This window comes from Microbacterium insulae, from assembly GCF_042677065.1.
GTDB classification, from domain to species: Bacteria; Actinomycetota; Actinomycetes; order Actinomycetales; family Microbacteriaceae; genus Microbacterium; species Microbacterium insulae.
This window is the reverse complement of the sequence record NZ_JBHTII010000001.1, coordinates 536320-560718: the sequence shown is the minus strand read 5'-3', so window position 1 is coordinate 560718 and position 24399 is coordinate 536320. Positions and strand designations below refer to the sequence as shown.

23 protein-coding genes are annotated in these 24399 nt (G+C 68.5%); 17 read left to right on the top strand and 6 right to left on the bottom strand.

The genetic code is table 11. The features are described 5' to 3' along the window. Window positions 1–10: 10 nt before the first annotated feature. Both ACFQ0P_RS02650 and ACFQ0P_RS02645 read right to left on the bottom strand, forming a co-directional pair. The gene (locus ACFQ0P_RS02650; protein WP_204980170.1) at window positions 11–568 is read right to left on the bottom strand and encodes a flavodoxin family protein; all 558 of its coding nucleotides are present in this window, start codon (window positions 566–568) and stop codon (window positions 11–13) included. 39 nt (window positions 569–607) lie between these two features. Continuing rightward, window positions 608–1360, bottom strand: a complete 753-nt coding sequence (locus ACFQ0P_RS02645) for an SDR family NAD(P)-dependent oxidoreductase (RefSeq protein ID WP_204980169.1) — start codon at window positions 1358–1360, stop codon at window positions 608–610. Between the two features lie 182 nt (window positions 1361–1542). Here ACFQ0P_RS02645 and ACFQ0P_RS02640 point away from each other — a divergent pair, with 182 nt between their 5' ends. Continuing rightward, the gene (locus tag ACFQ0P_RS02640) at window positions 1543–2391 is read left to right on the top strand and encodes a universal stress protein (protein ID WP_204980168.1); all 849 of its coding nucleotides are present in this window, start codon (window positions 1543–1545) and stop codon (window positions 2389–2391) included. Between the two features lie 2 nt (window positions 2392–2393). Then, on the top strand, window positions 2394–2864 hold the full coding sequence (locus tag ACFQ0P_RS02635) for a hypothetical protein (RefSeq protein WP_204980167.1): 471 nt from the start codon (window positions 2394–2396) through the stop codon (window positions 2862–2864). Window positions 2865–2876: 12 nt separating this feature from the next. Here ACFQ0P_RS02635 and ACFQ0P_RS02630 read toward each other — a convergent pair whose 3' ends face one another. Then, a complete protein-coding gene (locus ACFQ0P_RS02630) occupies window positions 2877–3512 on the bottom strand; it encodes a response regulator (protein WP_204980166.1) in 636 nt (211 codons plus the stop codon). Then, window positions 3509–5236, bottom strand: coding sequence for a GAF domain-containing sensor histidine kinase (locus ACFQ0P_RS02625; protein ID WP_204980165.1), 1728 nt, complete (start codon window positions 5234–5236; stop codon window positions 3509–3511). Before ACFQ0P_RS02625 ends, ACFQ0P_RS02630 begins: the two co-directional genes overlap by 4 nt. Before the next feature lie 146 nt (window positions 5237–5382). Here ACFQ0P_RS02625 and ACFQ0P_RS02620 point away from each other — a divergent pair, with 146 nt between their 5' ends. The 6 genes from ACFQ0P_RS02620 (at window position 5383) to ACFQ0P_RS02595 (ending at window position 12804) form a co-directional block, all read left to right on the top strand. Then, complete coding sequence (locus tag ACFQ0P_RS02620; protein WP_204980164.1) at window positions 5383–5973, top strand: pyridoxamine 5'-phosphate oxidase family protein; 591 nt, start codon at window positions 5383–5385, stop codon at window positions 5971–5973. Continuing rightward, on the top strand, window positions 5957–7891 hold the full coding sequence (locus tag ACFQ0P_RS02615) for a heavy metal translocating P-type ATPase (protein WP_204980163.1): 1935 nt from the start codon (window positions 5957–5959) through the stop codon (window positions 7889–7891). Before ACFQ0P_RS02620 ends, ACFQ0P_RS02615 begins: the two co-directional genes overlap by 17 nt. 193 nt (window positions 7892–8084) lie before the next feature. Beyond that, complete coding sequence (locus ACFQ0P_RS02610) at window positions 8085–8582, top strand: universal stress protein (RefSeq protein WP_204980162.1); 498 nt, start codon at window positions 8085–8087, stop codon at window positions 8580–8582. A 513-nt stretch (window positions 8583–9095) separates the two neighbouring features. Continuing rightward, entirely contained in the window at window positions 9096–9392 is a 297-nt protein-coding gene (locus ACFQ0P_RS02605) for a hypothetical protein (protein ID WP_204980161.1), read from the top strand. After that, window positions 9389–9862: a hypothetical protein gene (locus tag ACFQ0P_RS02600; RefSeq protein WP_204980160.1), complete on the top strand. Its 474-nt coding sequence runs from the start codon at window positions 9389–9391 to the stop codon at window positions 9860–9862. Before ACFQ0P_RS02605 ends, ACFQ0P_RS02600 begins: the two co-directional genes overlap by 4 nt. Window positions 9863–10068: 206 nt before the next feature. Then, window positions 10069–12804, top strand: coding sequence for an AAA family ATPase (locus tag ACFQ0P_RS02595; RefSeq protein ID WP_204980159.1), 2736 nt, complete (start codon window positions 10069–10071; stop codon window positions 12802–12804). A 212-nt stretch (window positions 12805–13016) separates the two neighbouring features. On the opposite strand, the gene ACFQ0P_RS02590 is transcribed toward ACFQ0P_RS02595, so the two are convergent. Further along, window positions 13017–13199 (bottom strand): helix-turn-helix transcriptional regulator, encoded by a 183-nt coding sequence (locus tag ACFQ0P_RS02590; protein WP_204980158.1) that lies wholly within the window; start codon window positions 13197–13199, stop codon window positions 13017–13019. Window positions 13200–13294: 95 nt separating this feature from the next. Between ACFQ0P_RS02590 and ACFQ0P_RS02585 the strand changes: the two genes are divergently transcribed. After that, entirely contained in the window at window positions 13295–13903 is a 609-nt protein-coding gene (locus tag ACFQ0P_RS02585; RefSeq protein WP_204980157.1) for a helix-turn-helix domain-containing protein, read from the top strand. Beyond that, window positions 13881–15014, top strand: coding sequence for a tyrosine-type recombinase/integrase (locus tag ACFQ0P_RS02580; protein WP_204980156.1), 1134 nt, complete (start codon window positions 13881–13883; stop codon window positions 15012–15014). Before ACFQ0P_RS02585 ends, ACFQ0P_RS02580 begins: the two co-directional genes overlap by 23 nt. Here the strand turns inward: ACFQ0P_RS02580 and ACFQ0P_RS02575 are convergent. Then, window positions 15005–15493 carry a YajQ family cyclic di-GMP-binding protein gene (locus ACFQ0P_RS02575; protein WP_204980155.1) on the bottom strand — a complete coding sequence of 163 codons (489 nt, stop codon included), beginning with the start codon at window positions 15491–15493 and terminating at the stop codon, window positions 15005–15007. The genes ACFQ0P_RS02580 and ACFQ0P_RS02575 overlap by 10 nt on opposite strands. Before the next feature lie 268 nt (window positions 15494–15761). Here ACFQ0P_RS02575 and ACFQ0P_RS02570 point away from each other — a divergent pair, with 268 nt between their 5' ends. From ACFQ0P_RS02570 to ACFQ0P_RS02540, 7 genes are all read left to right on the top strand, one after another. After that, window positions 15762–17021, top strand: a complete 1260-nt coding sequence (locus ACFQ0P_RS02570) for a sugar ABC transporter substrate-binding protein (RefSeq protein ID WP_204980154.1) — start codon at window positions 15762–15764, stop codon at window positions 17019–17021. An 82-nt stretch (window positions 17022–17103) separates the two neighbouring features. Beyond that, complete coding sequence (locus tag ACFQ0P_RS02565; RefSeq protein WP_204980153.1) at window positions 17104–18702, top strand: ABC transporter permease subunit; 1599 nt, start codon at window positions 17104–17106, stop codon at window positions 18700–18702. Between the two features lie 80 nt (window positions 18703–18782). After that, the gene (locus ACFQ0P_RS02560) at window positions 18783–19697 is read left to right on the top strand and encodes a sugar ABC transporter permease (RefSeq protein ID WP_204981503.1); all 915 of its coding nucleotides are present in this window, start codon (window positions 18783–18785) and stop codon (window positions 19695–19697) included. 122 nt (window positions 19698–19819) lie between these two features. After that, the gene (locus ACFQ0P_RS02555) at window positions 19820–21808 is read left to right on the top strand and encodes a glycoside hydrolase family 13 protein (protein WP_378771246.1); all 1989 of its coding nucleotides are present in this window, start codon (window positions 19820–19822) and stop codon (window positions 21806–21808) included. Between the two features lie 173 nt (window positions 21809–21981). Continuing rightward, entirely contained in the window at window positions 21982–22887 is a 906-nt protein-coding gene (locus ACFQ0P_RS02550) for a bile acid:sodium symporter family protein (RefSeq protein WP_204980151.1), read from the top strand. Window positions 22888–22942: 55 nt separating this feature from the next. Beyond that, the gene (locus ACFQ0P_RS02545) at window positions 22943–23443 is read left to right on the top strand and encodes an FBP domain-containing protein (protein WP_204980150.1); all 501 of its coding nucleotides are present in this window, start codon (window positions 22943–22945) and stop codon (window positions 23441–23443) included. After that, on the top strand, window positions 23440–24354 hold the full coding sequence (locus tag ACFQ0P_RS02540) for a PfkB family carbohydrate kinase (protein WP_204980149.1): 915 nt from the start codon (window positions 23440–23442) through the stop codon (window positions 24352–24354). The genes ACFQ0P_RS02545 and ACFQ0P_RS02540 overlap by 4 nt, the downstream gene beginning before the upstream one ends. Window positions 24355–24399: the final 45 nt, after the last annotated feature.

Sequence of the window (24399 nt, the reverse complement as noted above, 5' to 3'; positions counted from 1 at the left end):
CCGCCGCCCCTCAGCGCGCGGGGGAGGGGAGCAGCTGGGCGGCCAGCTGCATTCCCCACGCCCGGGCTCGCTCGACCTGTCCGGCCTCCAGATGGCTCTCGCGGTCGACGAAGAAGCTCTCGGGTTCGATCACCCGCTTCGACCCCAGCTTCGTCAGCCGACGATCGATCGCGGCAGCGGCCGAGCCGGCGAAGATCCGGGGCATGTCGGCGCGCGTGTCGAACGCGGCGTGGTGGGCGACCTGCGGCGAGAAGTCCTTCAGCCACTCCCGGATCCCGAGATCGGACCACACGCCGTCGAGGTGCAGGTCCTTCCGCTCGTCGCGCGCCCACTGCACGGCTTCGGCACGTGACTCGGGGCGGCTCAGGCTGTGGGCATGGGTCGGCGCGCCGACCACCAGCACGTCGATGTCGTCGGGAAGACGTTTCGCCTCCTCGACCGGGACCACGGTCACCGGATGGAAGGCGCGCATGCCCTCGGCGATCGCCTCGGCGATGCGGCGCGTGCCGCCGAACATCGACTCGTACACCAGCGCCACCTTCGGGGCGCCGGTCTCGGCATCCGACATGGATCCCTTCCTTCCTGCCGGCCGGGCGGCCGGCTCATCTCAGATCGCGGCCCAGCCGCCGTCGACCGGGATGATCGCGCCCGACACGTTGGAGGCGTCGTCGCTGAGCAGCCAGGTGATCGCGGCGGCGAGCTGCTCCGGGCGGGCGACCGCGGGGAGGTTCGTCTGGAAGAACGGTCCGAGCCGGGCCTGAGCCCATTCCGAGCGGAAGGGCGCCTCGATGTTCGTCGCCACCGGACCGGGGGCGACGGCGTTGCACCGTACGCCGCGGGGCGTGTAGAAGAAGGCGGTGCTCACGGTGAGCCCGTTCACCGCGTGCTTGGAGGTCGTATAGGGAGTCCCCGCGGCCGAGCCGCGCAGGCCGGCCTCCGACCCGACGTTGACGATGCTGCCCTGCTCGCGGGCGAGCATGCCCGGAAGGACCGCTCTCGTGAGCCGCATCATGGCGGTGACGTTCACCGCCATCACGCGCTCCCACGTGGCGTCGGCGATGTCGGCGGTCGGCTCGAAGCCGTCCATGATCCCGGCGACGTTGGCCAGCCCGTCGATGCGGTCACCCGCGAGCTCCAGGATCGCGGCCGTGCTCGCCGGGTCGGTGATGTCGGTGGCGAGGGTCACGATGTCGCCGTCGACCTCCTGCTCCAGGTGCGCGAGTCGCTCCGCCGACACGTCGACCGCGACCACGCGGCACTCCTCGGCAGCGAGCCGCTCGGCCGTGGCCCGGCCGATTCCCGAACCGGCCCCCGTGACGATGACCGTGGCACCGGCGAAGCGGTGAGCGTTGTGAGTCATGAGATTCCTTCCGTCCACGCCATTGCACCGCGGCGGAACGGCCGGCGCCGGGCCGAAGGTCCCGCCCGGCGAGCGCCCGGGGTGAATGCCCGGCGCGGCGGGACCTTGGACCCGTTGACGCCCTGCGCCGGGTCCTAGCGTCGCTCTCGCGGCGGTGGTCGCGGAGAGTTCTGGAGGCATCGGTGGAACGCATCGTTCTCGGTTACGACGGTTCCCCGGCGTCGGGCTCGGCGCTGAGCTGGGTGGCGCGCCGGGTGGCGGCGGAGTCGGCTCGGGTCGGGGTGGTGAACGTCGTGGCCCGGCTCGCGAGCGACCGGGAGTCCGCCCTCGCGCAACTCGCCGAGGCCGAGACCTACCTCCGCGAGCATGCGCCCGGCGTGGCCGTCGAGCTTCATCGCCTGGAGGGCAGCGCCGCCGAGAGCCTCACGGACTTCGCCGACGACGCCGATCTGCTGGTCGTCGGAATCAACCCCGGCCACCCGATCCGCGCCGCAGTGGCCGGCGCGCTGCCGTTGAAACTGAGCACCAAGGCCCACGTGCCGGTCACGATGGTGCCGGCCGGCTGGGTCGACAGCGCCGAGTCGGTGACGGTGGGGATCGCGTCGGACGGGTCATCGGCCGCGGCGCTCGCGTTCGCCGTCCAGGAGGCCAAGCGGACCGGTGCGGGGCTGCGGCTCGTGCACTCGTGGCTGATGCCGACGCCGTCGTTCGCGGGGAGCGCGGTGATGGTGGCCACTCCCGAGACCGTCATGGGCGAGCACCGAGAGGTCCTGGAGGCGGCTCTGACGTGGGTTCTCGACAGACAGTCGATGATTCCAGTGCAGACGGAGCTGATCCGTGACAGCCGGTCGGCGGCACTGCTGCGTTTCGCCTCCCGTTCATCGATGCTGGTGATCGGCACGCACCGCCGGGGCCTGCTCGCCGGAAGCCTGCTCGGGTCGGTCGCCCAGGAAGTGCTGTGGCACGCCGAGTGCCCCGTCACAGTGGTCCCCGCCGACGCGGGGCCCGCGCGGTTCGAGGAGGAGGACTAGTCATGGTTCGCACGGCCAGCATCGTTCTGCTGTCGGTCCTCGCATTCGTCTCGGTCACCGCGCTCGCCGGGGGAATCGCCCTGATCGCGGGCTCCCTCGATCCCGCACTCGGGTCCGTGCTCGTGCCGCCGATGGAGTATCTGGAGGGCTCGCCCTTCACGTCCTACGTCGTGCCCGGCCTCGCGCTGATCGTCCTCGTCGCCGGCAGCCAGGCGCTCGCGTTCTTCGCGGTCCTGCGTCATGCCGGGCGAGCGGCCTTCCTGGCAGCCGCGACGGGGTTCGCGTGCCTCATCTGGATCTTCATCCAGATGGTCTTCATCCCCTTCAGCCCGCTGCAGGCGGTGTACTTCACGGCGGGGATGCTGGAGCTCGGGCTCGTCCTCGTCCACCTGGGCGTCCTGGACTTCGAGCCCTATCCGCGCCGGTCGACAGCGACCTCCGCACGCCGCCCGACGGAACCCGCGGGGCGCTGAGACCTCGGTCCGTCACTCCGATCGGTGCTCCAGTTCGAAGATCGCGGCCTGCGTGCGTCGTTCCAGTCCCAGCTTGCTCAGCAGCGACGAGACGTAGTTCTTCACCGTCTTCTCCGCGAGTCCGAGCCGCTCGCCGATCTGCCGGTTGGTCAGTCCGTCGGCGATCAGGCGCAGAATCTGTCGCTCTCGGAGCCCGAGGGACCCGAGTCGAGGATCGTCATCGTCCGCGCGCTGCCGGATGCGCGTGGCCGCGCGGCGGACGAGCGCCGGATCCATCAGCGAACGACCGCCGGCGACCGCGCGGATCGCGTCGACGAGCCGCGATCCGCCGACATCCTTCAGGATGTAGCCGGATGCCCCGGCCAGCACCGCGGCGCTCACCGCCGAGTCGTCGTCGTAGGCGGTCAGCATGAGGCAGTGCACCTGGGGCAGTCGGGAGCGGATGTCGCGGCAGAGGTCGACGCCGCTGCCGTCCGGAAGGCGCACGTCGAGCACGGCCACGCTCGGGGCCGTCGCCTCGATGCGCCCGCGCGCCTGGCGCACCGTCGCCGCTTCGCCCACGACTTCGAGGTCGGGTTGGGACCCGACGAGATCGACGAGACCGCGGCGGACGATCTCGTGGTCGTCGACCAGGAAGACGCCGATCATCGGCCGTCTCCCCTCGGCGGCGCCGGCGAAGGCTCCAGGGGCACCCGCCAGGTCGCCCGGGTCCCCGCGCCGCCGGTCGCGATGGTGAGGGCACCGCCGCGCCGCCGTGCCCGGTGCTCCAGGTTGTCCAGTCCGCTGCGCGTCACGTCGTCCGCGATTCCATTCCCGTCATCCTCGACCGTCACCAGCGCGGAACCTCCGTCCACGGCCACCTCGACCGAGATGCGGTCCGCGTTCGAGTGGCGTACCGCGTTGCTCAGCAGCTCCCGAGCGACCCCGACGACCTCGCTGGAGAGGTCGCCTGTGATCGAGTGATCGACCGGCCCGGTGAAGCGGATCGCCGGGGGGTGGCGCACTGCCGCGGACAGGTCGGCCACGACATCCAGCACGTGGTGTCTCACCGACACGTCATCTCGCTGGGACAGCGCGAACACGACGGTGCGGATCTGCGAGATCGCACTGTCGAGCTGATCGATCGAGTCCGCGAGCCGGTCCGCAGACCCTCCTGCCGGAAGTGTGCTCGCAACGGCCTGCAGGGTCAGCCCCGTGCCGAACAGCTGCTGGATGACGTGGTCGTGCAGGTCGCGGGCGATGCGCCGGCGATCGTCCGCGAGCATCGCCCGCTGGCCCTCTTCGCGCGCGATCGCCAGCTCGAGGGCGATGGCGGCGCGCGAGACGTAGTCCCCGATGCTCTCGCTCTCCGCCCGCGTGAAGTGCGGGCGATGCGGTGCCCTCGCGAGGCACACCGCGCCCCAGAGCCTCGACTGCGTGCGCAGCGGGGCGACGAGGGCGGGGCCGACAGCTCCGTCGGCGGACAGGCGGAGCGGATCGGCTGCGCCCTCCTCGTCACGGCCGAGTGCGTGCGTCGAGTCCGCGGCGAGGGCGACGCCGGCGCACACGCGGCTCGCGTCGACGAGTGCGCCCCGAAGCTCGGCCTCGTCCGCGCCGCGAGAGGCGGCCACGCGAAGGGGCTCTCGCGGGTCCTCTCCGAGCAGCACCGTCACTCTGTCGACGTCGGCCAGATCGAAGGTCCGGCCAGCGATGAGGTCGAAGGCGGTGTCGGTCGGCGTGGAGAGCAATGCTGCCGACAACTCGGCGGCGGACGTCATCCACCGCTCCCGTGTGCGCGCCTCCTCCAGCAGTCGCGCGTTGTCGACGGCGAAGCCCGCGGTGACCGCGAGGGCGCCGGCGAGCCTCTCGTCCTCCGCGGTGAACCCGCCGTGCCGGCTGTTGGTGAGGTACAGGTTCCCGAACGCTTCGCCGCGCACGCGCAGCGGAACACCGAGGAACGAGGTCATCGCCGGATGGTGATCGGGAAAGCCCACCGCACGCTCGTCGTCGGACATCCGCGCGAGCCGGATCGGGTGGGGATCGGCGATCAAGGCTCCGAGGAGCCCCTTGCCGGAGGGCAAGTGGCCGATCTGCTCCGCCTCGGCTGCCGAGAGCCCGACGTAGATGAACTGCTCGAGCCGGTCGCCCTCGGGGGCGATGACGCCGAGAGCGCCGTACTCCGCGTCGACGAGTTCGATGGCGGCCTCGACGATCCGGCGCAGCACGGTGGAGAGGTCGCTGTGCTCCACGACCGCCCGCGTGGCGCTCAGGAGCGCGCGCAGCCGATCCTGGACGTGTCGCACCTTCTCGGCCTGGGCCAGCAGGGCTGCCAGCGCCTCGTCCGCTTCGAGGCGGGAAACGTCCGGGAGGTCGGGCTCGTCGTCCGTGGTCATCGGCGCCTCCCTGGTTTTCGCGCCGCGTTCAGCGTAGGACCCCGCGCCGCGCGGCGCCAGATCCCGTGGCGGTCGTCGGGCGGGACCTTCGACCCCCGGCCGCGAGCACGAGCATGCTGGACTCGCTTCGACGGAGGGAGTCGATCATGGCAGCGTCGTCCGGCAAAGGGCACACCCCGCTGGCGGAGCACCTCGGGACCGCGGAGTGCTGGGGGCTCCTCGAAGGGGAGCAGTTCGGGCGGCTCGCGCTCATCGGCGACAACGACGTGCCCGACGTCTTCCCCGTGAACTTCGTCGCCCACGAGGGCGCGATCTACATCCGCACCGCGCACGACTCCAAGCTCGTGCGCGTCGCGACGCATCCGGTCGCCGCTTTCGAGATCGACGGCTCCGACGGCGAGCACCGCTGGAGCGTCGTCATCCGCGGTCCGATCGCCCGACTCACCGACGAGGCCGAGATCGCCCGGTCGGGCATCGGGTCGGTGCGGTCCGAGAGCCCGCGTCACAAGCCGTACGTCCTGAAGCTGTCCGGGAACGTCGTGACGGGCCGGCGGTTCCCGATCGCGGAGGAGCGGCCCGTCCGCCCGCGCGGCGCGCCCATCTCGCCCGGCGGAGGCGGCACGGATGCGCCGGGCGTGACGCCGGTCGAGGAGCATCTCCCTGCGGACAAGCCGTACCACATCCCCTCTCACCGGCCGGTCCCGGAGGTCGACGTCGAGAATGGCCGCGCCCATTGACGAGCGTCCGGCGACGCGCCGTGGCGGGTGGCTGGCCTATCCGTACCTGATCGCCGCGCTCGCCGCCGGCGCGGCGGCGGGTGCGCTCCAGCTCGCGGGTTGGACCCTCGCCTCCCAGGGCACGCTCATCGCGCTCACGGTCGTGATGGCGGTGCGCAGCGGCATCCGGATGCTGCGTCAGCTGCGCAGCGGAGCCTTCGGCGTCGACCTGCTGGCCGTGATCGCGATCATCGCGACGATCCTGGTCGGGGAGTACTGGGCGTCGTGGGTGATCGTGCTGATGCTGTCGACCGGCGAGGCTCTCGAGGACTATGCGGGTCGGCGGGCGCAGCACGACCTCGACGCGCTCATCGACCGCACGCCGCGCATCGCGCACGCCGTGGGAGAGGACGGAGCCCTGCGCGACGTCCTCGTCAGCGAGGTCCGGGTGGGCGATCGGCTGGCTGTGGGACCCGGCGAGCTGGTCCCGGTCGACGGGGAGCTCGTCGACGCCGTCGCGGCCCTCGACGAGTCGTCCGTCACGGGGGAGAGCCTCCCGGTGGAGAAGGGCGCCGGCGACGAGCTCCTCAGCGGGACTGTCAACGGAGCGACCGCGATCACGATGGTCGCCGTCCGCGCGGCAGCAGACAGCCAGTACCAGACGATCGTGCGCATCGTGGAGGAGGCCGCGCGCAGCCGTCCGCCGCTCGTCCGGCTCGCCGACCGCTACGCCGTGCCGTTCACCGTCTTCGCCCTTGCGCTGGCCGCAGCGGCGTGGTGGTTGTCGGGAGATCCCGTCCGGTTCGCCGAGGTGCTCGTCGTCGCGACGCCGTGCCCGCTGCTCGTCGCGGCACCCGTCGCCTTCATCGCCGGCATGAGCCGGGCGGCCCGCGAGGGGATCATCGTCAAGACGGGTGGGGCATTCGAGGTGCTGGTCCGCGCCCGCACCTTCGTCTTCGACAAGACGGGCACCCTCACGCGCGGTCGGCCCGCACTGGTCGAGCTCCGCGCCGAACCGGGCGCGCCGCCGGAGCTGCTGCGCATCGCTGCCGAAGCGGAGCAGCTCTCGCCGCACGTGCTCGCTCGGGCGACCGTGCGCGCGGCCCTGGACGCGCGCATCCCCCTGCGCTCCGCCGTCGAGGTCGAGGAGACGCCGGCTCGAGGCGTTCGCGCGAGTGTCGGCGGTCGAGCGATCAGGATCGGTCGGCGCTCGTTCGTCGAGGAGGGGATCGGCGCCGCGCTCGCGCCGGCTGTGCTGAAGGCCGGGGAGATGGCCGCGTACGTCGCCGTCGACGGCCGCTACGCCGGTGCGCTGATCTTCCGCGACGAGGTACGGCCGGAGTCGGCTCGGCTCGTGCGGGCGCTCCGCGAGCACGGCGCGCGGACGATCGCGATGGTGACCGGAGACGACGCGCAGACGGCGCGCCACGTCGCGGACCTCGTGGGTCTCGACGACGTCCGGTCCGGATGTCTCCCCGCCGACAAGGTCGAGATCGTGCGTGCCCTGCCGGACCGTCCCGTCGTCATGGTCGGCGATGGAGTCAACGACGCGCCGGTGCTCGCCGCCGCCGAGGTGGGCATCGCGATGGGCGCGGCCGGCGCGACGGCGGCGAGCGAGTCGGCCGAGGTCGTGCTGCTGGTCGACGACCTCTCCCGCGTCGGCCGTGCGCTTCGGGTCGCGAAAGACACCTTGCGCGTCGCCCTCCAGAGCATCTGGCTGGGGATGGGGCTGAGCGCGGCGCTGATGGTGATCGCCGCGTTCGGTCTGCTCCCGGCCCTCGTCGGCGCGCTGCTTCAGGAGGTCGTCGATGTCCTGTCGATCCTGTCCGCCCTCCGGGCTCTCGGGGCTCGCAGGAGCTCCGGTGCTCGCGGACCGGGATCACCGGAGCTCGGCTCGCGGGGGACCTTCGTCCCGGCACCGCCGCGGGCACGGCCGTAGCGTCGAACTGCGGGTCGCACCCGTGCAGCCGGTGCTTACGGTGCCCCGATCAGCTGCGTCCTTGGGCGCCGCGGCTGCTGCAGCGAGGGGAGGCGGGTCGGGAACCGCCTCCCCGATCCGTGCGAGCGCGGAAGGCGCCGGCCGCGGGACCTTGGGCCCGGCGTGAGCGACGCTCGAACGCGACGATGAGGACATGTCTCAGCCGCAGCAGTCCTCGCCCTCCCGGCCCATCATCGTGGGCGTGGACGGGTCCGAGCCGTCACGTCTCGCCCTGCGGTACGCGGTGGACATGGCTTCCCGGCTCGGGCTTCCGCTCCATGCCCTCGTGGCGTGGGACTACCCGACGCTCTCGTGGGGCGACGCGTGGTACCCGCCGGAGTCGATGGAGACCCTCGAAGAGGGCGCGCTCGAGGTCGCAGAGCAGGAGGCTCGCAGGGTGTTCCCCGCCGAGCGCCCGGACTGGTTCACGACCGGCACACGTCAGGGAGACACCGCCGACCAGCTCATCGTCGCGTCTCGGGATGCCGCGATGCTCGTGGTCGGAACCCGCGGGCACGGCGGCTTCACGGGTCTGCTTCTCGGCTCGGTCAGCAGGGCGTGCGCCGCCCACGCCCACTGTCCTGTGCTCATCGTCCGCAGCGAGCGGGGGTCGGAGGACGGTGCGGGCCTGCCGGGCTCTACCGGTAGTTGACGCATTGCATCCGACACGTAGTGCGCGATTGGGCAAGGGCGAATCGTGCGGAATCACGCGGATTCTCAGTTGCTGGGTGAGGGGCCGCGCAGGGGCGCTGGGAAGATCTTGCGGACTTTTCGCGGACTGCGCGCCGTGCCCAGGCTCGCGTCGGACTGATGAAATCACCTGAGCTCGGGTCTTGTTGACTCGCTGAGGTGGCTGAGCGCCGCGGCCTCGTGAACGTGGCGACGAACCGTCCGCTTTCGCGCCAGCTTGCCCTCACGCTTCAGTCGAGAACCGCCTGGGCGTACGTAACTGTCGCCAGGGGCAACCGCGGGTTGCACCTTCGCTGAAGATGAGAGTTTCGTTAGAAGCGCGGATGTGTTTATGATGAGCGCGCCGGGCTTAGCGAGACGCACTTCGGGGATGGGGTTCCCCGGGTTGTATGGGGCCGCGACAACGGCATTGGTCGTGTTGTCGTTGGTCTCCAAGTCTCTAGGAGTTCGTCTTGCGTGCTTTCGGGCTTGATTTGTGGGCAGATTCACATCGAGCGCGGGCGGAGACTCCGCGGTTGCGGCGAACGGTCGACGTGCGCACGAGGCCTACTCCTCATTGTTCGGCGAGGAGGTTTCCACAAACGCTCGTATTCCGGGCACGATGCTTCGTCCTGACGCGATTGACTGGTCGAACCGAATTGTCCGCGAGCTCAAGCCAGACACCGCCAGTGGAATCGCGCGAGGCTATCGTCAACTACGCGGCTACCTCCGCGCGCTAGATCCGGATGGTGACCAGGGGTGGACCGGAGTGTTGGACGTCTACAAGCCATGAATGACATGAAAGAGCTCAAATCGCTCATCTTCTCCGCCCTGAAGACTGCTGGTTTCGAAGGGCGCGGCGCGACAGTACGACGACACTGGGCCGAGATTGAGTGGGTGTGCGACATCGATCGAGTGCCGCACCTGAACCGATACGAGCTAGACGTCGGCATCAACCTCAATCCAAGCGTGCCGACGCGACGCGCGAACGATTGCGCCGTCGTCATACGCGCTGACCAACTCTTGGCTGGCTCCTCCGGATGGGATCGTGACGGTTACCGCTCCGCGATGTCGTTGGACGTGGAGATGGACGGGGCGTCCCGTGAAAAGTACATCGTCACTGTAGTCGACGCCCTCGGGGCGGTTGCGGGCACGAACCGGACGCTTGGTCGGGTGGCTCGGCTTTGGAAAGAGGGCGCGTTTCGGCATGGGTTCGTGTCTCGCGGCGCAGTACAGGTCTTCTCGGCCCCCGACGATTTGTGAGCAATTCGATCAGACGGTGACTTGCGGATCACTTCGGCGAGATCGTCCGCGAGTCGCCAGCACGTCGCGAGCTCTACTCGTCGCGAGCTCTACTCGGCGTGATCGAGCCCGACATCGCCTTGAGGACGTTCAGAGTCAGCAATGCACGCAGGCACCAACTGTGATAGCTAGTGGAAACCAACTCGATATCGCAGTAGCATGTCGACATGCGTGGCGGACTGGAGCGGTGGAAGCGAGGGGTCGATTCCCGCGGAGTGCGCCAAGCCATCGCATACGCGCTCGAAGGCTCGTGCGACGCACATCTCGGCTCCGGCGCGGACGCACTCAAGGCATACGGCGCCGCCGACGGAGCCAGCGTTCAACGCTTCATCGCACAGGACGGACGTCTCCGGACAGACGAGCTGCCGGCCGGGGCTCTCCGCGTATGGGTCACCGGTCACGACCCGGTCACGGGCGAGGAGCGTGGGCGACCCAACCTGCGAGCCGAGGCGGATCTTCTCCTCGACGGCACCTTGAATCACCCGAAGTCGTACAGTATCGCTGCGTTGCTTCATCCCGAGCTGGCGACGGCGTTCGAGGCGCTCCAAGATCTCATACGCGATCGCACAATCCTGCTGTGGCAGCGCGAACTGAACGCACGGCGCGGACACGGAGGGCTTGTCCGCGAGTTGATCGCCCGCCTCGAAGTGGTCGAACTGCAGCATCGGCGCTCGCGAGCACTGGACCCGCACATTCACCGCCACCTGTGGTTGAACATCAAGGTGCGCGGCGAGGACGACCGCTGGTCCAACATCGACTCGCGGGTGGCGATGAAGTTTCACACGGTGGTCAACGCGGAGGGCGAACTCGCCGCGCGCACCGACCCTGAGTGGATTTCTGCTCTCGCTCGATACGGCTACCACATCGGCGAGGACGGCGAGATCGCCGAACTCGCTGGAGCAGTGGCACCGCTGTCGCGCCGCTCCGCGCAGATCGAGGTCAATCGCGGTCGGCTGGTTGCCGAATGGCAAGCAGCTCACCCGGGTTTGCACCCGACAGAGGACGTTCGCAAGCAGATCGATCGACGGGCGTGGGCGATGGCCCGGCCAGGCAAGCCCGCCCTGGTCGACGAGGCCGCATGGAGTACCGCGGTTCGAGACGAGCTGGGAAGCCTCGATCCGGGCCTGCTCGAGTCTCGAGAAGCACGATCCGACCCTGTGATCGCTGTCGAAGATCTCGATCTCGACGCCCTTGCCGCCGCGGCAGTCGATGACGCCGATGAGAGGTCGCGACGATCGAACGGGAGATTCAGCGATTTCGACTTGCGGGCAGGAGCGTTGCGGGCGCTCTCCCGCACGGGATTAGCCGTCAACCGCGAGATCCTCTCTACGATCGAGCAGCAGATCCTCGCGCGAGCTCACCGTTCCGTCCTCGCGCTCGTCGACGATCCGGACGCGCCGGGGCACCTCAAACGGCTCATGGCAACGCGGACGATGCAGCTGAAGACTCGGCTCGTCGGTCGATTCGCCGCGCTCGCGCACCCAGGCAGGTCGCTCCTGCCGGACGAACTCCCACGAGTCCCGGCAGCCGTCGAAGGCAGCGCTGCGCTCGACACCGCGCAGACTCACGCGGCGTGCGCCATCGCGGGGACCGGGGGTCTGGTCACCGTGACCGGGCCGGCGGGCGCAGGTAAGACCACGATGCTTCGAGCCGCGCACGCGGCGATCCTCGCCCGGCGGCGTCGGATGCTCGTCGTCGCACCGACCCGCAAAGCCGCATCGGTCGCTGCGCGCGAAACGGGCGCGCAGGCGTCGAGCCTTCACGCGTTGCTCTTCGACCACGGCTTCCGATGGACCAACGACTCCACAGCCGCGCAAGAGTGGACCCGGCTCGAGGTCGGCGAACACGACCCGGTGACAGGAGTGGCCTACGTAGGTCCGCAGCGGTACCCGCTCACCTCAGGCGACAGGATCGTGGTCGACGAGGCCGGGATGATGGACCTGCAGACGGCCGCCGCGCTGGCCGACGTCGCGATCGCCTCGGGCGTCAGCATCGCGCTAATCGGTGACCCGTACCAGGCCCTGCCCGTCGGGCACGCGGGAGCGATAGCGATCGCCGTCCGGCATGCCGACGCAGCGCTCGAGCTCGACACCGCCCATCGCTTTCGGGATGCCACCTACGCGGCTCTGACGCTGCAGCTCCGAGAACCGCGAGACGACATCCATGCTCTGGAGGTCGCGGGCCTACTCGCGGAGCGAGGGCATGTCCATCGCGTCGGCAGCGCGGATGAAGCACGCGCGGTGATGGTGGACACCTACGTCGACGCGCGCGCGCACAGCCACACCGTGGCGCTGGTGTGCGCGACGAACAGCGAAGCCGACGCGATTAACCACCTTATCCAGCAGCACCGCGTCGAGCACGGTGAGCTGGATCCGAAACGCTTCGTGTGGGGCCGCGACGAGCAACGGCTCCACGTCGGCGAGGTCGTACAAACTCGCCGCAATGACCCACGTGCCGGCGTCGATAACCGGGCGAACTGGATAGTCGAGAGGATCGACTCCGACCGCATCTGCCTCAGGTCGACAACGGATCCGGGCGAGCGCGCCTGGGTTGACCACGGTTTCGCGCTCGAGCACGTTCATCTCGCCTATGCGTCCACGGTCCACGGCGTCCAGGGTGAGACGACCGACATCTCGATCGTCGGTCCCGACGTGGATGCCGCGGGCTTGTATGTCGGGCTCACGCGCGGTCGCCGACAGAACATTACGATCACGGTCGCACGCACCGATGCCTCGGCTCGGGCGAACATCGCGAGTTCTATGCTCCGCGGAGTTCCCGAGGTGACCATCGCGGACTCGATCCGCGCAGTCCACCTCGAACGGCAACGCGCTGCGCGCGAGCGTGAAAACCCCCAGTCCGTCTACGGGGCGCCGAGCGCGTCGGGCGCGGGGATCTCGTTGTAGTTATCGGCGCCGTATCGGCTGAGCGGAATCGGCCCGACGGCGTGAGGGTAGCCGCCCGCTGCGTCTCCGTCCCGGGCTTTCGACGGCATATGCTCCGGCCTCCGCTCGCGCTGCGGCCGTCCGCTATTCCACGACCCGGGACTACACCGCAGCAGCCGACTCGATCAGCTGCATGTCGGAGCGATACCGGACTCCGACGATGGGAACAGAGATCAGTTCGGCGTGCTCGAGAACGCCTCGTCGATGAACTTCTCGACGTCGGACTGGCGCCAGCAGCGGCGGCCGGCGATCATCGCCGACTGAGGGGCAGTACCGCAATGCACCATCCACCGGAGCTGAGCGGGCGTACGCCGAAGCAGATCGGCCACCTCCTCGATGAAAAGAATCTTGTCCATGTCCTCACCTCCTTTCATAGTTGAAGTCGACTGCATATCTCAGTAGACCATGATTTCTAGTCGTGCGCAACAGTTATTCGTAGTAGGGTGAGCGTATGGCTAGTGATGTCGAAATCGGTAGGAATCTTGCGCGCATTCGAGGGGCTCTGAGCCAGAAGGACCTTGCCGACGCGATGCGCGCTCGGGGCTTCCGCTGGTCGCAGGCAACGGTGTGGGCTGTCGAAAAGGGCGAGCGCCCGCTCCGGCTGTCAGAGGCCGAGGCGGTCGGGCGGATCCTCGACGTTCACCACGCGATCCTTTTGTCGACATCCGAGCAGATCGACTTCACGCACCGATTCCGCGAGTTCACCGACGTCCTCGACTCGATTGAACAGCTCGCGTACGACTCGTTCGAGATGCAGCGGCAACTCGCCCTATTCATGGACTGGAACCCCAGTGCGTTCGATAAGGACGATGACCCCGCCGTTCTCATCGTCCGCACCGCACTCGATGCGGCGGCCGCAGGGCTCATCCGTGCCGAGGCGCACTATCGGGGCCTGCTCGAGGTGACGGCGTTCCCCGATACGCCCGACGACGTTCCGTCCGCCGGCCGCTATTCGGACGAGTTCATGAAGGCGATCACTCAGCGGTTGGCCGAGGAGCGCGCACAGGCCCGCGCCGCTCGGGAGAAGGAGGATTCCGATGGCATCGATAAAGCAACGTGAGGACGGCGTCTGGCGTGCTCGCTATCGCGACGAGGTGGGCAAGGAGCATGCGCGACACTTCGCACTGAGGCGCGACGCGCAGCGTTGGCTCGACGAGGTCGCGGCCGCTGTCGTCACCGGCCAGTACGTCGATCCCAAGGCCGGGCGCATCACTTGGGATGAGTGGACGAGGGAGTGGATGGAGCGCCAATCGTGGGCCATGGGCACCCATGAAGCGGCGGCGGTCGCCGTCCAAAGTGTGCCCTGGCGAGAAGGTCAGATCTCGAGCGTGAAGTCATCGCACGTGCAAGCCTGGGTCGCGGGGGAGTCGAAGCGAGGTCTCGCCGCCTCGACCATCAAGACCCGCCTCAACTACATCCAGATGTCCTTCCGCGCGGCGGTCGCCGACCGCGTCATCGCGACCAACCCCGCGCTCGGCGTCAAGGCACCGCGCAGTCGGCGGGCCGAAGCCGCCATGCGCATCCTCACCGCCGAGGAGGTGCGAGAAGCGCTCGATGCCGCCGACGAGTTCCGCGGCTTCGTGGAGGTGTGCGTCTTCGCGGGGCTTCGGCTCGGGGAGGCCGCGGGGCTGCAACTCCGCGACGTGAACTTTCTCGGTCGGTCGATCACGGTGGCCCGCCAGGTCCAAGGGTCGACGATCAAGGCCGCGAGGATCGTCGCGCCGAAGTACGAGTCGGAGCGCACGGTCTACGTTCCCGATGAGCTGATGACGTCGCTGGCCGCGCACGTCACGCGCGCTCAGGTGACCGCGCCGGACGAGCAGCTGTTCGTCACGCCCCTCGGTCGGCTCTGGAATCGCAACAACGCGGCCGGCGAGTGGCGCCGAGTCCGCAAGGATGCCAGGCTCCCTGACGAGGTGACGCTACACACGCTGCGCCACACGTTCGCATCGAACCTGATCGCGCAGGGATGCGACGTCGTCACGGTGCAGCGCGCCCTCGGCCACTCCACGCCCTCGATCACGCTGAACGTCTACAGCCACCTGTGGCCGTCCGCGGAGGACAAGACGCGGTCCGCGACAGCCTCCTTCATGGGCGAAATCCGGGATTCTGCGGACTCAGTGCGGACTGAAACCGAAAAACCCCAGGTCAGAGGGTCGCGCTACCGGTAGTTGACGAACTGGAGATCGACGTCGAGGTCGGCGGCCTTGAGCAGGCGCTGGACCTCCTGCAGGTCGTCGCGGGACTTCGACTGCACGCGAAGCTCGTCGCCCTGGATCTGCGACTTCACCGACTTGGGGCCCTCGTCGCGGATGATCTTGGAGATCTTCTTGGCGTTCTCGGACGAGATGCCGTCCTTGATCGTCGACGTGATCCGCACCTCTTTGCCGCCCTGCACCGGCTCGCCGGACTCGAGGCTCTTCAGCGAGATGCCCCGCTTGATGAGCTTCGACTGGAAGACATCGAGTACGGCCTTGGCCCGCTCTTCGGTGCTGGCCTTGATGAGGATCGCCTCACCCGACCATTCGATCGACGCACCCGTGCCCTTGAAGTCGTAGCGCTGCTCGACCTCTTTGCGGGCCTGATTCAGCGCGTTGTCGGCCTCCTGGTGGTCGACCTTGCTCACGATGTCGAAGGAAGAATCAGCCATAGCGGGCAGTCTATCCGGGGCTCCGCGTTGCCCGGGGACGCACTATCCCTTGGAAGCGTTTGCAGATCGGTGTATTTCGCGGGCAAGCCGCGAAACACGGAAGTCACGAACTCGTATCGTTTCTCCCAACTCCGGCTTGCATTCTCGCGACATCGTGGTAACAATGTAAGCGCTTGCAGTTTCTGCGAGCCGAAGAACGGCCTTCACGGTGCTCGGCGCCGGCCTGGCCGGTTCGGATCCCAACAGCACTTCAGAGAGGCACACACCGATGAAGGTGAACAAGAAGAGCGTGCTCGCGATCAGCGCGCTCATCGCCGGCGGCGCGCTCGTGCTCTCCGGCTGCGCAAGCGGCGGCGGAGACAACGGTGGCGACAACGGAGGCGACAACGCCGACACGACCCCCATCACCGTCTGGGTCGACATCGAGCGCAAGCCCGCGCTCGAGCCGATCTCGGAGCAGTTCACCGAGGAGACCGGCATCGAGGTGAAGCTCGTCACCAAGGACTTCGCGACGGTCGACCAGGACTTCATCAGCCAGGTTCCCACCGGCAAGGGCCCGGACGTCATCGTCAGCCCGCACGACAAGCTCGGCGCCTACTACGCCGCCGGTGTCGTCGCGCCGCTGGAGCTCGGTGATGTCGCCGACGGCTTCAGCGAGGCATCCCTCGCCGCCGTCACCTACGACGGCAAGGTCTACGGCGTCCCGTACTCGGTCGAGAACGTTGCGCTCGTGCGCAACGCCGACCTGGTGGCGGAGCCCGCCACGACGTACGACGAGGTCATCGCCAACGGCCAGGCCGCCGGCACCGAGTACCCCTTCCTCGTCGGCCTGTCACCGGAGCAGGGTGACCCGTACCACCTGTACCCGTTCCAGACCTCTTTCGGCTCGCAGGTCTTCGCCCAGAACGCCGACGGAAGCTACGACGCGTCGCAGCTCGTCCTCGGCGACGAGGCGGGCCAGGAGTTCGCCGACTGGCTCGGCACGCAGGGCGCCGCCGGTGCGGGTGTCTTCAACGCCAACATCGACGGTGACAAGGCTCGCGAGTTCTTCATCGCCGGCCAGTCGCCGTACTACCTGACCGGACCGTGGAACATCCCCGCGATCTCGGAGGCCGGCATCAACTACGCCATCGACCCGCTCCCGAGCGCCGGTGGCCAGGAGGCCAAGCCGTTCGTCGGTGTCAACGCGTTCTTCCTCTCGAGCAAGTCGACCAACGCGCTCGCGGCGACGAACTACATCGTCAACTACCTCAGCACCGAAGAGGCTCAGCTGAGCCTGTTCGAGGTCGGCGGCCGTCCGCCGGCACTCATCTCGGCCTACGAGAAGGCTGCGGCTGACGACCCCGACGTCGAGGCCTTCGGCAAGATCGGCCAGACGGGCGCTCCGATGCCCGCCATCCCCGAGATGGGTTCGGTGTGGTCGGACTGGGGCAACGCTGAGCTCCAGATCATCAAGGGCGAGGGCGGCGAGCCCGCCGAGATCTGGACGACGGCTGCCAACAACGTCCAGGCAAGCATCGACGGCTGATCCGTCGAACGATGGGCGGGGCCCTTCCGGGGTCCCGCCCATCCTTCTACTCTGACTCTGACACTGCGATGAGGGAGCGTCCATGGCCGACGTGAAGACCGAGGCACCCCCGGCGAAGCCGCCGAGGAGACAGCGAACCGGGGCACCCGAGTTCGGGCCTCAGAGAAAGCTGACCAGCGGCGGCATCCTCGCCCTCGTCATCAAGGTCGTGCTGCTGGGCATGATCGACGCCCTCGCGGTTTTCGGCCTTTACGTCCTCATCGGCAAGGGTGACTGGGTCGCCGCGATCCTGCTGGTGGCGGTCGTCGCACTCATCAACTACATCTATCTGAAGCCCGGCGTGCTGCCGGCGAAGTACCTGACGCCCGGCCTCTTCTTCCTCGCCATCTTCCAGGTGTTCGTCATCCTGTACACCGGCTACATCTCCTTCACGAACTACGGCGACGCGCACAACAGCACCAAGGAGGACGCGGTCGCGCAGATCGTGCGCACCTCGCAGGAGCGCGTCCCGGACTCTCCCACCTACGCCGTGGAGATCTACCGGCAGGCCGACCAGTACGGAATGCTCGTCGCCGAGCCCGGCGGCGGCACCGCCTTCGGCACGAATGATCAACCCCTGGAGGATGCGACCAGCGCACCCGATGGATGGGAGCGGCTCAACCTCAACCAGGTGCTGCGCTTCCAGGACGAAGTTCTCGCGCTCAACGTCCCGGTGTCGGACGACATCAACGACGGCACCCTGCGCACCCCTGACGGTTCCACGGCCTTCGTCTTCACCTCGACGCTCGAGTACGACGAGGCGGCCGATACGTTCACGAACACCGAGACGGGGGTCGTCTATGCCGATGACGGCGAAGGCAACTTCCGCGCCGAAGACGGCCAGGCTCTGACCCCGGGTTGGCGCGTGGTGATCGGCTGGGACAACTACGCGTTCGCGTTCACGAACGAGCAGATCCGTGATCCGCTGATCCGCGTGACGATCTGGACGTTCGCCTTCGCGTTCTTCTCGACCCTCCTCTGCTTCGCGCTCGGGCTGTTCCTCGCGATCGTGTTCAACCACCCCACCCTTCGCGGCAAGAAGATCTACCGCATCCTCGTGATCCTGCCGTACGCCTTCCCGACCTATCTGACGGGTCTGGTCTGGGCGGGCATGCTCAACGAGGAGTTCGGCTTCATCAACGAGGTGCTGTTCGGCGGTGCCGACATCCCGTGGCTCAGCGATCCATGGCTCGCTCGCCTCAGCGTGCTGCTGGTGAACATGTGGCTGGGTTACGCCTACATGTTCCTCGTGTGCACGGGCGCACTCCAGTCCCTGCCCGACGACGTCATCGAGGCGGCCAAGATGGATGGCGCGGGCGCGTGGCGCATCTTCCGCTCGATCAAGCTGCCGCTGCTGTTCGTCGCCGTCGTGCCCCTCCTGATCGCCACGTTCGCGTTCAACTTCAACAACTTCGCCGTGATCTTCATGCTCACCGGCGGTAATCCGAGATTCCCCGATACGACCCTGCCGATCGGCGCCACCGACATCATGATCACGATGGTCTACAAGATCGCCTTCGGCAGCGGTGGCGGTCGTGACTACGGTCTCGCGAGCGCACTGTCGATCCTGATCTTCATCATCGTCGCGATCATCGCGGCCATCTCCTTCCGACAGACGAAGTCACTGGAGGATCTGCACTGATGTCCGACTCGATCGATCGCCAGATCAAAGAGGACCAGCTCCTCGAGAACCGGATGGGTCGCGCAGACGGCGTGACCACGATGGCCGGCATCAGCGACTTCGCCGCCAAGCCGCCCAGGCGCGACCCGAACGCGCGTCGCCAGCCGTTCGGCAAGTGGTTCGTCGACAAGGGATGGCGTCATCTCGTCGCCATCGCAGCCATCATCTTCGCGCTGCTGCCCCTGGCCTACGTCCTGTCGGCGTCGCTGAACCCGATCGGCACCCTCACCGGGTCGAACGAGCTCTTCCGCGCCTTCTCGCTCGACAACTACATCGACATCCTCACGCGTGACAACGGTATCTACCTGACGTGGTACTGGAACGCGCTGGTGATCTCGGTGGTCTCGAGCCTCGCGACCGTGCTGCTGTGCGCGATGGGGGCGTACGCATTCTCGCGCATGCGCTTCCGCGGCCGTCGTTCGGGCCTTCTCGGCCTGCTGATCCTGCAGATGTTCCCCCAGCTGCTCATGATCGTGGCGATCTTCCTCACCATGATCTGGATCACCGACATCTTCCCGGCGATCGGGCTCGGCACCCACGCGGGCCTGATCATGGTCTACCTCGGCGGCGCGCTCGGCGTGAACATCTTCCTGATGTACGGGTTCTTCAACACGATCCCGACCGCGATCGACGAGGCGGCGAAGATCGACGGCGCCGGACACGCGCGTGTGTTCTTCACCATCATGCTCCCGCTCGTGACCCCGATCCTGGCCGTCATCGGCCTGCTGAGCTTCATCGGCTTCATCGGCGAGTTCGCCATCGCGAGCGTGCTGCTGACGGATCCCCGTGACCAGACCCTCGCGATCGGGCTCTTCCAGCTCGTGTCCGGCTTCCAGTCGCAGAACTGGGGCATCTTCGCCGCCGGCGCGGTGCTCGCCGCACTGCCGGTGATGATTCTGTTCCTCCTGCTGCAGCGCTACATCGCCGGTGGCCTCATCGCGGGCAGCGTGAAGTAGACGGATGCCGCGGGCCGCGGCATCCTGAATCCCAGACAACTCAAGGGCTCTGTCATGGCCACGGCCGTGCAACCACGTCGCATTCCGGCGGCGCGTGCTGCCGATCGTCCGAAAGGCCTGTGATGTCCCTCGTTCCGCACCACGACGGCTCGCCCCTCCACGTCTCCGCGGTCGCACCCGCGCTCGGCGGCGTTGTGCGCGTGCGGCTCCGCGTCCCGTCCGGCTACGGCCCGCTCACGGACGTGCGCACGCGCTCGAATCCCGATCACGAACCTGAGTGGACCCGCGCCGAGCGCGTAGGGTCCGCGGACGGCTGGGACTGGTGGGAGGCGCCGATCACGGTGCGCAATCCCCGCCATGGATACCGGTGGATGCTGCGCCACGAGGACGGCCGCATCGAATGGCTCAATCAGGCCGGTCTCCACGACATCGAGACCCTGGACGCCGACGATTTCGCGCTCGTGGCCTATCCGGCCCCGCCCGCGTGGATGAACGACGCCGTGATGTACCAGGTCTTCCCCGACCGGTTCGCGCGGTCGGCGCAGGCCGACACGCACCCCACGCCGGGGTGGGCGATCGCGGCCGACTGGTCCGACCCGGTGGATGCGACGATGCCCGGTCGCTCGCAGCAGTTCTACGGCGGCGACCTGCCCGGGATCGTCGAGAAGCTCGACCACCTGGTGGCGCTCGGCGTGAACCTTCTCTACCTGACCCCCGTGTTCCCCGCCGAGTCCAATCACCGGTACGACGCGGCGAGCTTCGACCGCATCGACCCGCTCCTCGGCGGCGACGAGGCGTACATCCGTCTGGTCGAGGCCGCCCATGCCCGCGGCATCCGTGTCATCGGTGATCTCACGAGCAACCACTCGGGTGACAGTCACGAGTGGTTCCGTGCGGCCTTCGGTCACCCCGAGGCGCCCGAGGGGGAGTACTACTACTTCACCGACGACGCCCACACCGAATACGTCTCGTGGCTCGGATACGCGAGCCTGCCGAAGTTCGATTGGTCGTCGGAAGAGCTGCGGCGCCGCTTCATCACGGCGGACGACTCGGTCGTGGCGAAGTGGCTGAAGCCGCCGTACAACACCGACGGCTGGCGGATCGATGTCGCCAACATGACCGGGCGGCTCGGAGCGGTCGATCTCAACGCCGAAGTCCGGCAGCTGCTCCGCGAGACGATGCACCGCATCGACCCCGAGTCGATCCTGCTGGGGGAGTCGACCAACGATGCCGTGAGCGACCTCCAAGGAGACGGCTGGCACGGTGCGATGACCTACCCGTCCTTCACACGTCCGCTGTGGGGCTGGCTGAGCGAGCCCACGGGAGCCTCGTATCGCGGCCCCGACGGCGCTGAAACGACCGAGCCCTGGTTCTTCGGGCAGCCGATCGGCGGGATTCCGCGGTACACCGCGCGACAGTTCGCCGATGCGGTGACCCGCTTCAGCGCCGGCATCCCGTGGCGCGTGCGCCTGGGCAACATGCAGCCGCTCGACAGCCACGACACGGGCCGGTTCGCGACCCACGCCGCTCCCGGCGCTGTACCGGTGGCGGCCGGGCTGTCGATGACGATGCCGGGGCTTCCGGTGGTCTTCGCCGGGGACGAGTTCGGTGCCGTGGGCGCCGATGGCGAACTCAGCCGCACCCCGATGCCGTGGGGGACGGAGGATTCTCCGGCCGTCGCCGAGCGGATCGCCCTCTACCGCGACCTCATCGGCATCCGGCGTGCGCACCCGGCGCTGCAGACCGGCGGCCTGCGATGGCTGCACGTCGATGACGAGACGCTCGTCTTCGTGCGCGAGTCCGAGCAGGAGACCGTACTGGTGCTCGCGACGAGGGGCGATGCGGATGCCGCGATCGCCGCAGGTGCGCTCCCCGGTGCCACCTCGGCACGGGCGCTGTACGGCGACGCGACCCTCGCGGTGGCGGCCGACGGCGCCGTGCTCGTCTCGGCAGAGGGCCCTGCGTTCGCGGTGTGGGCGCTCCCCGGGGTGGTGGTTCCCGCTTCGGCCGTGCCCGGCTCGGCCGGCGCCGAGCGGGAGCAGGCGGAGGTGTCCCGCGGCGTCGTCGGCGCGGACGAGGTCACGCCCGCCGAGGAGGTACGCGGCTCCTGACCGTTCCCGCAGCCCTGGCTTGCCGAGAGGGCGCGCGCGAGCGTCCGGCGGCCCCTTCAGTCGTCGTCAGCGCCCTCTCATCAAGTCTGGGCGGGGCGGGGAGGGGTGGGCTGGGGTGGGAGCACCCGCGCGGCGCGTGACACGGGGTCGCGGCATCCGGCACACTGAGTTCCATGTCAGCGTTGACGACCATCGGGCTACCCGTCGCCCTCGGGATCATCATGTTCGGGCTCGGACTGAGCCTCACCGTCGGAGACTTCGCGCGAGTGCTCAAGCAGCCCAAGGCGGTGATCGTGGCGCTGCTCTGCCAGCTGATCCTGCTCCCGGCGATCTGCTTCGGTCTCGTCCTGGCGTTCCAGCTGCCCCCGGTTCTCGCTGTGGGAATGATGATGCTCGCGGCGTCGCCCGGAGGGACGACCGCGAACCTCTACAGCCACCTGTTCCGCGGCGACGTCGCGTTGAACATCTCGCTGACCGCCGTCAACTCGGTGATCTCGGTCGTGACCCTTCCGATCATCACCAACCTCGCGATCGCCTACTTCAATCCCTTCGACGACCAGCTGGGGATGCAGTGGGCCAAGGTGCTCGAGGTGTTCGCGATCGTCCTGATCCCGGTGGCCGTGGGAATGGTCGTGCGTCGGTTCTGGCCGGCGTTCGCGAAGGCGATGGACAGGCCGGTGCGCATCGCGTCCGTCATCATCCTCGTCGTCGTCATCGCGGGCGCGGTGGCCTCGAACTGGGCCCTTCTCGTGGAGAACTTCGGCCGGCTCGCGCTCATCACCATCGTGTTCTGCGTGATCAGCCTCTCGGTGGGCTACCTCGTCCCGCGACTGCTGAGGGTGGGTCAGCGTCAGGCGATCGCCGCCTCGTTCGAGATCGGCATCCACAACGCCACCCTCGCGATCGTCATCGCGCAGACGGTGCTCGGATCGACGGAGCTCAGCCTCCCGGCGGCCGTGTACGGGGTGCTGATGTTCTTCGTGGCGTTCGGCTTCGGGTTCCTGATCCGCGAGCGCGGCGGGCCTCCGGAGGACGAGGAGGCCGTCGTCGACGACGCGTCGGCGGGGCGTTCGGCCTGACGACGGGGTGGCGGGTGTCGCGGTCCCCCGTAGAGTGGGGTCGCGAGGAGGTGCCATGCGCCCACTGACCGAAGAAGACGTGCGTTCATCGTTCGTGAACGCCTCACCCGACGAACTGCGGATCGTCGCCCTGCCGCTCGACTTCCCGATCGTCGATTGGGACCACCTCGACTTCTTCGCGTGGCGCGACCCCCGCACGCGCGGACGCGGCTACCTGATCGCCGAACTCGACGGCGAGCCGCGGGGCGTCGTGGTGCGTGCCGCCGAGGGAAACTCGCGAGCGCGGTCGGCGATGTGCAACCTGTGCCACACGATGCAGCCCGCCGACCAGGTCGCCCTGTTCACGGCGCGCCGCGCCGGTTCCGCGGGAGAGCACGGCGACAGCGTCGGCACCTACATCTGCACCGACCTCTCGTGTCACGAGAACGTGCGTTTGGCGATGCCGCTCGCGCCGAGCGAGGTGCGCGCGAGCGTCGACCTGCGCATCGACGGCACCCGCCGACGCACCGAGGCTTTCGTGGGCCGGGTGCTCGAGACGGCGGAGGTCCGACGATGAGCCGCGTGGTCGTGGTGGGCGATGCGCTCATCGACGAGCTGCGCGACGACAACGGCGTGCGCGAGTTCGTCGGCGGGGCGGCGCTCAACGTCGCGGTCGGACTCACCCGGCTTGGCGTGCCCGCCACCCTGATCGCGATGGTCGGCGACGACGAGCCCGGGTCGCGCATCCGCTCGTACCTCGCCGACTACGGCGTCGAGCTCCTCGCCACGCCGTCCCCCCTGGGCACGGCGCGCGCGGTCAGCACCCGCAGCGGCGGGGGCGAGCCGGAGTACGTGTTCAACGAGGCATCCCAGCAGCGTCGCATCCGGTTCGGCGAGCGGGAGCGGGCGGCGATGACGGATGCCGCGCTCGTCGTCGTCAGCTGCTTCGCGTTCGACGACACGGCGCAGGCCGACGAGCTGGCCGACGCGCTCTCCTCAGCCGGTGCCGCTGTCGCCATCGATCCGAATCCACGAGCGGGCATGATGCGCGATTCTGAGGAGTTCGTGCGCGGCTTCGAGGCTCTCGCGGCGGGGGCGGTGCTGGTCAAGGTCGGCGAGGACGATGCCGCTCTCCTCTACGACGACACCCTCGACGCGCTCCGCGCCCGGCTGATCGACCTGGGGGCGGCCGCGGTGCTCGCCACTCAGGGGGCCTCGGGAGCCACGATCGAGGCGGGGGAGGTCACCGTCACCCACCCGATCTCGAGCCTCCCGGGGCGGATCGTCGACACGATGGGGGCGGGCGACGCGGCCTTCGCCGCAACAGTCGCCGCGCTCGCCGACGACGCTCCCGGCAGCGAGGACGAGTGGGCTCGGGTGCTCGCAACGGCGATGGATGTCGCGGCCGCCACGTGCCGCTTCGAGGGTGCGCTGCTTCGCACTCCCGCCGCGCTGCAGGCGATGGATCTGGACCGCCTCGGCACCTGATCTGCGCGGGGTCGGTCTCGATTTCGAGCACCGCCCGACAGCGCG

Bases quoted from the DNA above. Each gene is read 5' to 3' on its own strand.
- ACFQ0P_RS02650 (WP_204980170.1), bottom strand. From the start codon at position 568: ATGTCGGATGCCGAGACCGGCGCCCCGAAGGTGGCGCTGGTGTACGAG.
- ACFQ0P_RS02645 (WP_204980169.1), bottom strand. From the start codon at position 1,360: ATGACTCACAACGCTCACCGCTTCGCCGGTGCCACGGTCATCGTCACG.
- ACFQ0P_RS02635 (WP_204980167.1), top strand. From the start codon at position 2,394: ATGGTTCGCACGGCCAGCATCGTTCTGCTGTCGGTCCTCGCATTCGTC.
- ACFQ0P_RS02630 (WP_204980166.1), bottom strand. From the start codon at position 3,512: ATGATCGGCGTCTTCCTGGTCGACGACCACGAGATCGTCCGCCGCGGT.
- ACFQ0P_RS02625 (WP_204980165.1), bottom strand. From the start codon at position 5,236: ATGACCACGGACGACGAGCCCGACCTCCCGGACGTTTCCCGCCTCGAA.
- ACFQ0P_RS02620 (WP_204980164.1), top strand. From the start codon at position 5,383: ATGGCAGCGTCGTCCGGCAAAGGGCACACCCCGCTGGCGGAGCACCTC.
- ACFQ0P_RS02615 (WP_204980163.1), top strand. From the start codon at position 5,957: ATGGCCGCGCCCATTGACGAGCGTCCGGCGACGCGCCGTGGCGGGTGG.
- ACFQ0P_RS02610 (WP_204980162.1), top strand. From the start codon at position 8,085: ATGTCTCAGCCGCAGCAGTCCTCGCCCTCCCGGCCCATCATCGTGGGC.
- ACFQ0P_RS02600 (WP_204980160.1), top strand. From the start codon at position 9,389: ATGAATGACATGAAAGAGCTCAAATCGCTCATCTTCTCCGCCCTGAAG.
- ACFQ0P_RS02595 (WP_204980159.1), top strand. From the start codon at position 10,069: ATGCGTGGCGGACTGGAGCGGTGGAAGCGAGGGGTCGATTCCCGCGGA.
- ACFQ0P_RS02590 (WP_204980158.1), bottom strand. From the start codon at position 13,199: ATGGACAAGATTCTTTTCATCGAGGAGGTGGCCGATCTGCTTCGGCGT.
- ACFQ0P_RS02585 (WP_204980157.1), top strand. From the start codon at position 13,295: ATGGCTAGTGATGTCGAAATCGGTAGGAATCTTGCGCGCATTCGAGGG.
- ACFQ0P_RS02580 (WP_204980156.1), top strand. From the start codon at position 13,881: ATGGCATCGATAAAGCAACGTGAGGACGGCGTCTGGCGTGCTCGCTAT.
- ACFQ0P_RS02575 (WP_204980155.1), bottom strand. From the start codon at position 15,493: ATGGCTGATTCTTCCTTCGACATCGTGAGCAAGGTCGACCACCAGGAG.
- ACFQ0P_RS02570 (WP_204980154.1), top strand. From the start codon at position 15,762: ATGAAGGTGAACAAGAAGAGCGTGCTCGCGATCAGCGCGCTCATCGCC.
- ACFQ0P_RS02565 (WP_204980153.1), top strand. From the start codon at position 17,104: ATGGCCGACGTGAAGACCGAGGCACCCCCGGCGAAGCCGCCGAGGAGA.
- ACFQ0P_RS02560 (WP_204981503.1), top strand. From the start codon at position 18,783: ATGGCCGGCATCAGCGACTTCGCCGCCAAGCCGCCCAGGCGCGACCCG.
- ACFQ0P_RS02555 (WP_378771246.1), top strand. From the start codon at position 19,820: ATGTCCCTCGTTCCGCACCACGACGGCTCGCCCCTCCACGTCTCCGCG.
- ACFQ0P_RS02550 (WP_204980151.1), top strand. From the start codon at position 21,982: ATGTCAGCGTTGACGACCATCGGGCTACCCGTCGCCCTCGGGATCATC.
- ACFQ0P_RS02545 (WP_204980150.1), top strand. From the start codon at position 22,943: ATGCGCCCACTGACCGAAGAAGACGTGCGTTCATCGTTCGTGAACGCC.
- ACFQ0P_RS02540 (WP_204980149.1), top strand. From the start codon at position 23,440: ATGAGCCGCGTGGTCGTGGTGGGCGATGCGCTCATCGACGAGCTGCGC.